Genomic DNA, 12077 nt, shown 5'->3' on the forward strand with positions numbered 1-12077 from the left:
TATAAGGAAATTCACCTCTCGGTCAAGGCGAGCCCTGCCGCCACCGCCCGCTCCGGGCGCACCACCGCTCGGCGTATTTTCATCAGACAAAAGAAAAAGCCCGCTCGGAAGCGGGCTTTTTCCTGCCTTTCGATCCTTTCGGAGCGGCCGGGCAAGCAGGCTCAGAAGCCCCAGTGCACGTCGGCTTCGCCGGCTTTCGCCTCGCGCAGCATCGTCAGGAAGGGGGCAACGCGCTGTGCCAGGCTCGGCGGCACTTCGTGGTGCGCGTGGTCGGCTTCGTCTTCGTGGAAATGGCCGGCGTGCTCGGCGCGTTCCTGCTTCGCCTGCGCAACCGCGCCTTCCAGCTTGGCGATCGCGTGGTCCAGTTCGTCGTGCGTAATCACACCGCGCTCGCCCAGCTGCTTGCCGACGAGACCCAGCACATACACGGCGAAATCCTTCAGCACGTCGAGATCCTGTGCCGCCTTGCTCTTGAACGTAATCATGACAATTCCCTTTTCATCTTGTTGTGCCTGCGCGGCGCGGTTGGGGAACGCCGACAGACCGGCGTCCGGCCTCGCGGACGCGGGCCGCCTGAGCGGCATATTAGCACCTGTTAAAATTCTGCGATCCCTGAAACGCGCGCTTAAAAAGCGCGCCGGCGGGCCGGCGTTTCCGGCCGCCACCAACGAAGCCTTCTACCAGCATGCTGCCAGCACACAAACAGACCCTCGAAGCCCTGCTCGCGGATAGCGTCAAGCAGGTCGCACACGCGCTGAAAGGCGCCGACGCGGCAAACGCCGACGTCACGTTCGTCGCCCCCGCCATCACGCTGGAGCGCCCGAAGGTCGCCGCGCACGGCGACGTCGCGTGCAACGTCGCGATGCAGCTCGCTAAGCCGCTCGGCACGAACCCGCGCCAGCTCGCCGAGCAGATCGTCGCCGCCCTCACCGCCCAGCCGGGCGCGCAAGGCCTCGTCGAAGCCGCCGAGATCGCCGGCCCCGGCTTCATCAACCTGCGCCTGTCGGCCGCCGCGAAGCAGGCGGTGATCGCCGCCGTGTTCGACCAGGGCCGCGCGTTCGGCACGTCCGATCGCGAGAAAGGCAAGCAAGTGTTGCTCGAATTCGTGTCGGCGAACCCGACCGGCCCGCTGCACGTCGGCCACGGCCGCCAGGCCGCGCTCGGCGACGTGCTCGCGAACGTGATCGCGAGCCAGGGCTACGCGGTGCACCGCGAGTTCTACTACAACGATGCAGGCGTGCAGATCGGCAACCTCGCGATCTCGACGCAGGCGCGCGCACGCGGCCTGAAGCCGGGTGACGCGGGCTGGCCGGAAGCCGCGTACAACGGCGAATACATCGCCGACATCGCACGCGACTTCCTGAACGGCGAAACGGTCGCCGCGTCGGACGGCGAGCCGGTCAAGGGCACGGGCGACGTCGAGGATCTCGACGCGATCCGCAAGTTCGCGGTCACGTACCTGCGTCGCGAGCAGGACATGGATCTGCAGGCATTCGGCGTGAAGTTCGACCAGTACTACCTCGAGTCGTCGCTGTACAGCGAAGGCCGTGTCGAGAAGACGGTCGACGCGCTGATCAAGGCCGGCATGACCTACGAGCAGGACGGCGCGCTGTGGCTGCGCACGACCGACGAAGGCGACGACAAGGATCGCGTGATGCGCAAGTCGGACGGCACGTACACGTACTTCGTGCCGGACGTCGCGTACCACGTGACGAAGTGGGAGCGCGGCTTCACCAAGGTGATCAACATCCAGGGTTCGGACCACCACGGCACGATCGCGCGCGTGCGCGCCGGCCTGCAGGGCCTGCACATCGGGATCCCGAAGGGCTACCCCGACTACGTGCTGCACAAGATGGTCACCGTGATGCGCGACGGCCAGGAAGTGAAGATCTCGAAGCGCGCGGGCAGCTACGTGACGGTGCGCGATCTGATCGAATGGTCGGGTGGCGCGGCGGCGGGCCAGGAAGCGGCGCCCGACCTGATCGACGAGGCGACCATCACGCGCGGCCGCGACGCGGTGCGGTTCTTCCTGATCTCGCGCAAGGCCGATACCGAGTTCGTGTTCGACATCGACCTCGCGCTGAAACAGAACGACGAAAACCCGGTCTATTACGTCCAGTACGCGCACGCGCGGATCTGCTCGGTGCTCAACGAGCTGAAAGCGCGCTACAACGTCGACGTCGCACAGCTGCCTGGCGCCGACCTGTCGCAGCTGACGAGCGCGCAAGCGGCGTCGCTGATGCAGAAGCTGGCCGAGTACCCGGACATGCTCACGCACGCGGCCAACGAACTGGCACCGCACGCCGTTGCGTTCTACCTGCGCGACCTCGCTGGCGAATTCCACTCGTTCTACAATGCGGAGCGCGTGCTGGTGGACGACGAAGCGCCGCGCAATGCACGCGCAGCACTCCTCGCCGCGACCCGGCAGGTGCTCGAGAATGGTCTGGCGGTGCTCGGCGTGTCCGCGCCCGCCAAGATGTAAGGACGCAAGCAGCCCGATCCGGGCTGTGAACGGCCGCGGCAGCGCCCGCCGTCGGGTGGCCGCCCCGGCCCTCTCACGATTCTTTTTGCAGGTGACTCAAGCAATGGCACAACCACGCCGAACTTCGAAGCAATCGAAACAAGCCGGAGGAACATTTCTTGGAATCGTGCTGGGCCTGATCGTCGGCCTCGCGATCGCCGTGGTGGTGGCGCTCTACATCACGCGTTCCCCGTCGCCTTTCGTGTCGAAGGTCGCGCCGCCGCCGGCCGACAACGCCGCGAGCCAGCCGCAGCAGTTCGATCCGAACCGTGCGCTGCAGGGCAAGACGCCGGGGCAGCCGGTGCCGCAGGCCGCGCAGTCGGCGCCGCCGAACACCGCGCCCGGCCAGGCCGCGAACCAGACCCAGGGCGGCCTGCTGCCCGAACCGCAGATCGTCGAAGTGCCGCCGCAGGCCAACGGGTCGAGCGGCTCGAACAACACCGGCAGCTCGAACAACTCGACCGCGTCGAACAATACGTCGTCGGGTAACGGCGTCGCCGTCGCGCCGAAGCCGGCCGACACCACGCCGCCGCCGAAGAAGACGCAGCAAGCGCAGCAGCAACAGCAGCAAGGCGGCGAGGACGATCTCGCCCGCTTCGCCGCGCAGAAGCAGGCGCAGCAAGCCGCCGCGCAAAAGCAGCAGCAACAGCAACTGGCGGCGAACACGCCGAAGCCGACGTCGTCGGCCGCGGCCGCCGCGGCAGCGAAGCCGCCGACCGCGAACGACGCGAATACCGGCTACTTCCTGCAGGTGGGCGCGTACAAGACGGAAGGCGACGCCGAGCAGCAGCGCGCGCGCCTCGGCTTCCAGGGCTTCGAGTCGAAGGTGTCGAAGCGCGATGTCAGCGGCGTGACGTACTTCCGCGTGCGCGTCGGCCCGTTCTCGAAGTTCGAGGATATGAACTCGGCTCGCCAGCGCCTGTCCGATGCAGGTGTCGACACGGCGGTGATTCGTTTCACGAAGCAGTAAGCAACCTGCCGAGCCCACTCAGAACCCGTTACGTTTCGTAACCCGAGCAACTGATTCGACGTTCACAACATGAAAAAACTGCTTAGCACGCTCCTTCTGTCCCTGGGCCTGGCGGCCGGCCTCGCGCAGGCTTCGCCCGCCGCACCGGTCGCCGGCAAGGACTTCGAGGTGATGAAGTCGCCGCAGCCGGTGTCCGCGCCGGCCGGCAAGGTCGAGGTGATCGAATTCTTCTGGTACGGCTGCCCGCACTGCTACGAATTCGAGCCGACGATCGAGGCCTGGGTGAAGAAGCAAGGCAACAACATCGACTTCAAGCGCGTCCCCGTCGCATTCCGTGACGATTTCGTCCCGCACTCGAAGCTGTTCTACGCGGTGTCCGCGCTCGGCATCTCCGAGAAGGTCACGCCGGCGATCTTCAACGCGATCCACAAGCAGAAGAACTACCTGCTGACGCCGCAGGCGCAGGCCGACTTCCTGGCCACGCAGGGCGTCGACAAGAAGAAGTTCACGGACGCGTACAACTCGTTCAGCGTGCAGGGCGAAGTGAATCAGTCGGCCAAGCTGCTGAAGGACTACGCGATCGACGGCGTGCCGACGGTCGTCATCCAGGGCAAGTACAAGACGGGCCCCGCTTACACGAACAGCATCCCGGGTACCGCCCAGGTGCTCGACTTCCTCGTGAAGCAGGTTCAGGACAAGAAGCTCTGATCCCCGCCCGCGCGCCGGCATGACTACTCCGCTGAAGGTCTTCATCACCGGCGCATCGAGCGGCCTCGGCCTCGCGATGGCCGAGGAATACGCCCGCCAGGGCGCCACGCTCGCACTCGTCGCGCGACGCACCGATGCCCTCGATGCGTTCGCGCGGCGGTTCCCGAAGCTGTCCATCTCCGTCTATTCCGCCGACGTGCGCGACGCCGATGCGCTCGCGACGGCGGCTGCGTCGTTCATCTCGACGCACGGCTGCCCCGACGTCGTCATCGCGAACGCAGGCATCAGCCAGGGTGCCGTCACGGGCCAGGGCGATCTCGCGACGTTCCGCAACGTGATGGACATCAACTACTACGGGATGGTCGCGACGTTCGAGCCGTTCGTCGGCCCGATGACGGCCACGCGCCACGGCACGCTGGTCGGTGTCGCGAGCGTTGCCGGCGTGCGCGGGCTGCCCGGCTCCGGCGCGTACAGCGCGTCGAAATCGGCCGCGATCAAGTATCTCGAAGCGCTGCGCGTCGAGCTGCGGCCGGCCGGCGTCGGCGTCGTGACGATCGCGCCCGGCTACATCCGCACGCCGATGACCGCACACAACCCGTACCGGATGCCGTTCCTGATGGACGCCGACCGCTTCGCGGCGCGCGCGGCCCAGGCAATCGCCCGGCAGCACGCGTTCCGCGTGATTCCGTGGCAGATGGGCGTCGTCGCGAAGGTGCTGCATGTGTTGCCGCGCTGGCTGTACGACCGCCTGTTCGAGAAGGCACCGCGCAAGCCGAAGGCCGGAGCGCACTGACGCAACGGCGAGTGCCGGCCCGCGCGATGCTTCGAGGGCCGTCTCTCCGTCTCTCCGTCTCTCCACACCGACGCCAAGCGGCTTCGACGCTTCGATTCGCGGCACGCCCGCACCGCTCCCGCGCCGCCCCCGACGCGCCGCTGCCCAGCATCGCGGGCCCCAGCGCTCTTCCACCCGCAGCCTCCGTCGCCCCACTCGCCGCCCCAACACCCGTTCCGTCGCGAACGCAGCCGTTTTTCGGTCAATTCGCCGCGTTCAGGCGCCTTTTTTCACGCGCCGTGCGCTTTGACGGTATGCTATTCGCCAGCCGCGCCGGCCCTGACCGCTTCCGGGCCGCGCCCGCATCCCGTCACCCAGCAAAAACACAAGCCACGTGGGAGATCCTATGCAGGTCAAGCTGTTCGCCGCGGCCACGCTCGCCGCCGCCCTCGCCGCCCCCGGCCTCGCCGCCGCCAAGCCGCTCACCATCTGCACGGAATCGAGCCCGGACGGCTTCGACGTCGTGCAGTACAACTCGCTCGTCACGACCAACGCATCGGCCGACGTGATCTTCAACACGCTCGTGTCGTACGACGAAGCCGCGAAGAAGGTCGTGCCCGCGCTCGCCGACAAATGGGATGCGAGCGCCGACGGCCTCACGTACACGTTCCACCTGCGCCCGAACGTCGCGTTCCAGACCACCGACTATTTCAAGCCGACCCGCTCGCTCGACGCGGACGACATCGTGTTCACGTTCTCGCGGATGCTCGACGACTCGAATCCGTGGCACAAGGTGGCCGGCGCGAGCGGCTTCCCGCACGCGCAGTCGATGGGCCTCGTGAAGCTGGTGAAGTCGGTCACGAAGGTCGACGACAACACCGTGAAGTTCGTGCTGAACGAGCCGAACGCGACGTTCGTGCCGATCCTGACGATGGGCTTCGCATCGATCTACTCGGCCGAATACGCAGACCAGCTGCTGAAGGCCGGCAAGCAGACCGACCTGAACGCGAAGCCGGTCGGCACCGGCCCGTTCGTGCTGAAGAGCTACACGAAGGACGCGCTGATCCGCTACGACGTGAACCCGACCTACTGGGGCACGAAGCCGAAGGTCGACCGGCTGATCTATGCGATCACGCCCGACCCGTCGGTGCGCCTGCAGAAGGTCAAGGCCGGCGAATGCCAGATCGCGCTTTCGCCGAAGCCGCAGGACGTGCTCGCCGCGAAGGGCGAAAGCGCGTTGAAGGTCGTGCAGACGCCCGCGTTCATGACCGCGTTCGTCGCGCTGAACACGCAGAAGAAGCCGCTCGACAACGACAAGGTGCGCGAAGCGCTGAACCTCGCGTTCGACCGCGCGACCTACCTGAAGGTCGTGTTCGACAATACCGCGACGGCCGCGAACAACCCGTATCCGCCGAACACGTGGAGCTACGCGAAGGACGTCGCGCCGTATGCGTACGATCCGGCGAAGGCGAAGCAGCTGCTCGCGCAGGCGGGCTTCCCGAACGGCTTCTCGACGACGATCTGGACGCGCCCGACCGGCAGCGTGCTGAACCCGAACCCGAAGGTCGGCGCGGAGCTGCTGCAGGCCGACCTCGCGAAGATCGGCGTGAAGGCCGAGGTCAAGGTGATCGAATGGGGCGAGCTGATCAAGCAGGCGAAGCTCGGCCAGCATGACATCCTGTTCATGGGCTGGGCCGGCGACAACGGCGATCCGGACAACTACCTGTCGCCGCTGTTCAGCTGCAATGCGGTGAAGTCGGGCATCAACTTCGCGCGCTTCTGCGACACGCAGCTCGACAAGCTGATCGCCGACGGCAAGTCGACCGCCGACCAGGCCAAGCGCGCGAAACTGTACGAAGCCGCGCAGAAGATCATCCACGACCAGGCGCTGTGGATTCCGCTCGGCTACCCGACCGCGGCCGCGCTCACGCGCACGAACGTGAGCGGCTATCACGTGAGTCCGTTCGGACGGCAGAACTTCACGACCGTCGCCGTGCAGTAACGCGACCCTCGCGCGTGGCGCGCAGGCGACGGTGCGTCCGACCGTCGCTTGCCGCCCGCGCGCGGCGCGCGCTACACTGCGCGCTCATTCCTCATACCGGACGCCAGCCAAAGTGAACAACTAAGCCTTCCCGAAATGTTTTCGCCGCCGTGCCACGCACGCCGCGCGCGAAGGTCTTCACGCATTTTTGGAGGTGCTTATGGCTGCAGCCACGCCCACCGGCGCGCTCGTCGCGCTTCATCACGTTTCCTTCCGCTTCGACGACGGCTTCACGCTGTTCGATTCGCTCGACCTGTCCATCGACCGCACGCCGACCGGCATCGTCGGCCGCAACGGCATCGGCAAGAGCCAGCTCGCGCAATTGATCGCGGGGCGCTGCGCGCCGAGCGCGGGGACGATCGAGCGGCACACGTCAGTCGTCTACGTCGCGCAGCAGCATGACGACGGCGACGTATCGGCCGGCCCGCGAACCGTCGCGCAGATTGCCGCGCTCGACGCGCCGCTCGGCGCACTCGCGCGTCTCGCCGACGGTCGCGCGGAACCACACGACTTCGACCTGATCAGCGACCGCTGGGATCTCGCGGAGCGGCTGCGCATCGCGCTCGACGCAGCGGGCCTGCACGACGTGCGCGCCGACATGCCCGCGCAGGCATTGAGCGGCGGCCAGCTCGCGCGCGTCGCGCTGATCGGCGCGCTGCTGTCCGGCGCGGGCTTGCTCGTGCTCGACGAACCGACCAACCATCTCGACGCGCCGGGCCGTGCGTGGCTGCGCGCGGCGCTCGACGGCTGGCGCGGCGGCGTCGTCATCGTGAGCCACGACCGTGGGCTGCTCGCCGGCGTGCAACGGATCGTCGAGCTGACGCCGCAAGGCCTGCGCTCGTATGGCGGCAACTACACGCTCTACCGCGCGCAGCGCGACGCGGAACAGGATGCCGCACAGTCCGTGCTCGACAACGCGCGTGCCGAACGCGGACGCGTCAGGCGCAGGCTCGAACAGGAACACGACACGATCCAGCGTCACGCGGCCGCATCACTGCGCGACGCGAAGACGGCCAACCTGTCGTCGATGGCAAAGCAGGGTCGCAAGGGCGCCGCGCGCAGCATCATGGGCACGGTACGGCGCCACCAGAACGAGTTCAAGGCGACACTCGACGAACGGGTACAGGAAGCAGCCGCACGCGTCGAAGCCGATGCGCCCGTGCTGGTGTCGCTGCCGGGCACCGAGGTCAGCGCGCGCCGGCAGCTGTTCACGTTCGAACGCGCACGACTACCGTGGCGCATCGCCGGCGATGCCGACACGATCACGTGGTCGGCGAGCGGGCCCGTACGCATCGCGCTGACCGGCCCGAATGGCTGCGGCAAATCGACGTTGCTGCGAATGCTGGCCGGCGAACTCGAACCGCGTTCAGGTGCATGCACGACGCACGTGAGCGCCGCGTATCTCGACCAGCGGCTCGCGCTGCTCGATCCCGATCGTTCGATCGTCGAGCAACTGGGGCTGCTCGATACGCCGCTCGCCGAAGGCGACCTGCGCAGCCGGCTCGCACTGCTGCAGCTCGACGCGGTGCGCGCGACGCAGCCCGCGCGGCAGCTGAGCGGCGGCGAACGGCTGAAGGCCGCGCTCGCCTGCGCGCTGTGGCGCGGCGTGCCCGCGCAACTGTTGCTGCTCGACGAGCCGACCAATCACCTCGATCTCGAATCGGTGCGGGCGATCGAAGCCGCACTGGCGGGCTTTCCCGGCGCGATCGTGGTCGCGTCGCACGACACCGCGTTTCTCGCGGCGCTCGACCCGACGCACACGATGCAATGGCATCGCGACGGGTGGCGCTACGAACCCGTCGCCTGAGGAGAACGCAGCGGTATCAGCCGGCGGTGCGGAACCGCAGCACGCCGTCGTCGCCCTGCTCGCGCACGAGTTCGCCCGCGAGCCACAGCAGGTTCAGGTGCGCGAGCGCCTCGCCGAGCGCGAACGTCATCTGGTGGATGTCGAGCTCGCGGCGGCGGAACATGATCGGCACGACGTCGGCTGCGCTCATCGGCTTTTCCGCGCACGCGACGCGCACTTCGGCCAGGCGCGCGTCGTGGTGTTCGCGCAGTTGCGCGATGCGCGTGCGCACGCCGCGGAACGGCTTGCCGTGCGACGGCAGCACCAGCGTATCGGGCGCCATCGTCTCGTAGCGGCCGAGCGACTGCAGGTACAGCGCGAGCGGGTTCGCTTCCGGTTCGAGGTCGAACACGGACACGTTCGTCGAGATGCGCGGCAGCACCATGTCGCCGGAGATCAGCACGCCGTCCGCTTCGCTGTGCAGCGCGCAATGTTCAGGCGAATGGCCGAAGCCGGTCACGACGCGCCACGTGCGCGCGCCGATCGTCACCACGTCACCCTCGCGCAGGCGCCGGTAGCGCGGCGGCACGGCCGGCACGAGATCCGAGTAGTAGCTGCGGCGGTTGCGCAGCTTGTCGAGCGCGGCCGGATCGGTCAGCCCGTGGCGCGCGAAGTGATCGGCGGCCGCCGCGCCGCCCGCGTTCGAGCCGTTGCCGGCCGCCATCAGGCAGCCGAACATGTACTCGCCGAGCGTCATCCACAGCCGCACGTTCCAGCGGCCCTTGTCGCCGCCTTCGCACAGCCAGTTCGCGAGGCCGAAGTGATCGGGGTGGCAGTGCGTGACGAGCACGCGCAGCACGGGCAGGCCGTCGAGATGCGTGTCGAAGATCTGCTCCCAGTGCGTGCGGATCGCGTCCGACGAGATCCCGCAATCGACGATCGTCCAGCCGGGCTGCCCGTCGATCTCGTCGCGCAGCAGCCACAGGTTGATGTGATCGAGCGAGAACGGCAGCGGCATGCGCAGCCAGCGCACGCCGGGCGCGACCTCGAACGTGTCGCCCGCGGCGGGCAGCGTATCGGCGAAGGGATAGTCGAGTTGGTGTTCCAGTGCGTTCATCGGTGGGGCGTCTCGTCATTATCGGTGCGATTGCGCGCCGGCGGCAGGCCGCGGCGGGCGGTGCGTCGATTCTATCGCCGTCCCGAGGAACGCGTGCCCGGCGGCTTGCCGCCCGTCAAAAAAAGTTCGTGCCAGAATCGGTTCCGTACCCGTATCTTTACGCGAAGATGCACCGAACGGCACCCAACGGCGGGCAACCCGCCGCCTGCCGGCCGGCCGCGCCTTGCCGCAAAGCCCTTGAATTGCCCGCTTGGGCGCTAAAATGGCGAGTGCTTACAGCCCCTCCCGAACGAGCCTGCACGCGATGAATCACTTCCCCAAACTGCTGTCTTCGCAGATCGGCTTCGACGTCGCGCAGACGTTGCTCGAGAACTTCGACCGCCACTACCGGATCTTCCGCGACGCGGCCGTCGAGGCGAAGACGCTGTACGAGCAAGGCGACTGGCACGGGCTGCAGCGGCTCGCGCGCGAGCGGATCACGTCGTACGACGATCGCGTGAAGGAATGCGTCGAGGTGCTGGAAGACGAATACGACGCGGAGAACATCGACGACGAAGTGTGGCAGCAGATCAAGCTGCACTACATCGGGCTGCTCACGTCGCACCGCCAGCCCGAGTGCGCGGAAACCTTCTTCAATTCGGTGTGCTGCAAGATCCTGCACCGCTCGTACTTCAGCAACGATTTCATCTTCGTGCGCCCGGCGATCTCGACCGAGTATCTGGAGAACGACGAGCCGGCCGCGAAGCCGACCTACCGCGCGTACTATCCGGGCACCGACGGGCTCGCGGCCGCGCTCGAGCGGATCGTCACGAACTTCCAGCTCGAGCCGGCGTTCGACGATCTCCCGCGCGACATCGCGTGTGTGATGGAGGCGATCCACGACGAATTCGGCCACTTCGACGAAGCGCCGAATTTCCAGATCCACGTGCTGTCGTCGCTGTTCTTCCGCAACAAGAGCGCGTACATCGTCGGCCGCATCATCAACGCCGACCGCGTGCTGCCGTTCGCGGTGCCGATCCGCCACGTGCGCCCGGGCGTGCTCTCGCTCGACACCGTGCTGCTGCGCCGCGACCAGCTGATGATCATCTTCGGCTTCTCGCACTCGTATTTCCTCGTCGACATGGGCGTGCCGTCCGCGTACGTCGACTTCCTTTGCACGATCATGCCCGGCAAGCCGAAGGCGGAGATCTACACGTCGGTCGGCCTGCAGAAGCAGGGCAAGAACCTGTTCTATCGCGACCTGCTGCACCATCTGTCGCATTCGAGCGACCGCTTCATCATCGCGCCCGGGATCAAGGGCCTCGTGATGCTCGTGTTCACGCTGCCGTCGTTCCCGTACGTGTTCAAGATCATCAAGGATCATTTCCCGCCGCCGAAGGAAACCACGCGCGCGCAGATCATGGAGAAGTACCAGCTCGTGAAGCGCCACGGCCGCCTCGGGCGGATGGCCGACACGCTCGAGTATTCGAGCGTCGCGCTGCCGCTCGCGCGGCTCGACCACGCGCTCGTGCGCGAGCTGGAGAAGGAAGTGCCGTCGCTGCTCGAATACGAGGACGGCAATCTCGTCATCAAGCACCTGTACATCGAGCGCCGGATGACGCCGCTCAACCTGTACCTGCAGAACGGCTCCGACACCGACGTCGAGCACGGCGTGAAGGAGTACGGCAACGCGGTGAAGGAGCTGATGAAGGCGAACATCTTCCCGGGCGACATGCTGTACAAGAACTTCGGCGTCACGCGCCACGGCCGCGTGGTGTTCTACGACTACGACGAGATCGAGTACCTGACCGACTGCAACGTGCGCCGCGTGCCGCCACCGCGCAACGAGGAAGACGAGCTCTCCGGCGAACCGTGGTATACCGTCGGCCCGCACGACATCTTTCCGGAGACCTACGGGCCGTTCCTGCTCGGCGACCCGCGCGTGCGCGACGTCTTCATGAAACATCACGCGGACTTTTTCGATCCCGCGCTGTGGCAGGCCAGCAAGGACAAGCTGATCCAGGGCGAATTGCCCGACTTCTATCCATACGACACCGCGCTGCGCTTTTGCGTGCGCTACCCCGCGCGTTTCGGCGCGACGGAGCGGGGCGATGCCGCAGGCGACGCGCAGCGCGCCGCCTGACGCCCGCTTTACCGCACCGATTGCGACCCGATTTCCGCCA

The 12077-nt window shown here is 67.0% G+C and carries 9 protein-coding genes; 7 read left to right on the forward strand and 2 right to left on the reverse strand.

The features are described 5' to 3' along the window. Window positions 1-161: 161 nt before the first annotated feature. A complete protein-coding gene (locus LXE91_RS03645; RefSeq protein WP_011353361.1) occupies window positions 162-485 on the reverse strand; it encodes a DUF1840 domain-containing protein in 324 nt (107 codons plus the stop codon). Between the two features lie 200 nt (window positions 486-685). On the opposite strand from LXE91_RS03645, the gene argS reads away from it, so the two are divergent. From argS to LXE91_RS03675, 6 genes are all read left to right on the forward strand, one after another. Beyond that, a complete protein-coding gene (gene argS / locus LXE91_RS03650; RefSeq protein WP_039346357.1) occupies window positions 686-2482 on the forward strand; it encodes an arginine--tRNA ligase in 1797 nt (598 codons plus the stop codon). Window positions 2483-2585: 103 nt separating this feature from the next. Beyond that, entirely contained in the window at window positions 2586-3491 is a 906-nt protein-coding gene (locus tag LXE91_RS03655; protein WP_039346359.1) for an SPOR domain-containing protein, read from the forward strand. 69 nt (window positions 3492-3560) lie between these two features. Next, the gene (locus LXE91_RS03660) at window positions 3561-4199 is read left to right on the forward strand and encodes a thiol:disulfide interchange protein DsbA/DsbL (RefSeq protein WP_039346369.1); all 639 of its coding nucleotides are present in this window, start codon (window positions 3561-3563) and stop codon (window positions 4197-4199) included. Between the two features lie 19 nt (window positions 4200-4218). Continuing rightward, window positions 4219-4992, forward strand: a complete 774-nt coding sequence (locus LXE91_RS03665; RefSeq protein ID WP_039346374.1) for an SDR family oxidoreductase — start codon at window positions 4219-4221, stop codon at window positions 4990-4992. A gap of 385 nt (window positions 4993-5377) precedes the next feature. Further along, window positions 5378-6973, forward strand: a complete 1596-nt coding sequence (locus LXE91_RS03670) for an ABC transporter substrate-binding protein (RefSeq protein WP_039346376.1) — start codon at window positions 5378-5380, stop codon at window positions 6971-6973. A gap of 199 nt (window positions 6974-7172) precedes the next feature. Further along, window positions 7173-8819 (forward strand): ABC-F family ATP-binding cassette domain-containing protein, encoded by a 1647-nt coding sequence (locus LXE91_RS03675; protein WP_039346379.1) that lies wholly within the window; start codon window positions 7173-7175, stop codon window positions 8817-8819. Window positions 8820-8835: 16 nt separating this feature from the next. Here LXE91_RS03675 and LXE91_RS03680 read toward each other — a convergent pair whose 3' ends face one another. Beyond that, entirely contained in the window at window positions 8836-9915 is a 1080-nt protein-coding gene (locus LXE91_RS03680) for an MBL fold metallo-hydrolase (RefSeq protein WP_039346382.1), read from the reverse strand. Window positions 9916-10219: 304 nt separating this feature from the next. Here LXE91_RS03680 and aceK point away from each other — a divergent pair, with 304 nt between their 5' ends. Then, window positions 10220-12037, forward strand: coding sequence for a bifunctional isocitrate dehydrogenase kinase/phosphatase (aceK, locus tag LXE91_RS03685; RefSeq protein WP_046544045.1), 1818 nt, complete (start codon window positions 10220-10222; stop codon window positions 12035-12037). Window positions 12038-12077 lie beyond the last annotated feature (40 nt).

Source organism: Burkholderia contaminans (assembly GCF_029633825.1).
In the GTDB taxonomy this organism is placed as follows: Bacteria; Pseudomonadota; Gammaproteobacteria; order Burkholderiales; family Burkholderiaceae; genus Burkholderia; species Burkholderia contaminans.

Bases quoted from the DNA above. Each gene is read 5' to 3' on its own strand.
- LXE91_RS03675 (WP_039346379.1), top strand. From the start codon at position 7,173: ATGGCTGCAGCCACGCCCACCGGCGCGCTCGTCGCGCTTCATCACGTT.
- aceK (WP_046544045.1), top strand. From the start codon at position 10,220: ATGAATCACTTCCCCAAACTGCTGTCTTCGCAGATCGGCTTCGACGTC.
- LXE91_RS03680 (WP_039346382.1), bottom strand. From the start codon at position 9,915: ATGAACGCACTGGAACACCAACTCGACTATCCCTTCGCCGATACGCTG.
- LXE91_RS03660 (WP_039346369.1), top strand. From the start codon at position 3,561: ATGAAAAAACTGCTTAGCACGCTCCTTCTGTCCCTGGGCCTGGCGGCC.
- LXE91_RS03645 (WP_011353361.1), bottom strand. From the start codon at position 485: ATGATTACGTTCAAGAGCAAGGCGGCACAGGATCTCGACGTGCTGAAG.
- LXE91_RS03670 (WP_039346376.1), top strand. From the start codon at position 5,378: ATGCAGGTCAAGCTGTTCGCCGCGGCCACGCTCGCCGCCGCCCTCGCC.
- argS (WP_039346357.1), top strand. From the start codon at position 686: ATGCTGCCAGCACACAAACAGACCCTCGAAGCCCTGCTCGCGGATAGC.
- LXE91_RS03665 (WP_039346374.1), top strand. From the start codon at position 4,219: ATGACTACTCCGCTGAAGGTCTTCATCACCGGCGCATCGAGCGGCCTC.
- LXE91_RS03655 (WP_039346359.1), top strand. From the start codon at position 2,586: ATGGCACAACCACGCCGAACTTCGAAGCAATCGAAACAAGCCGGAGGA.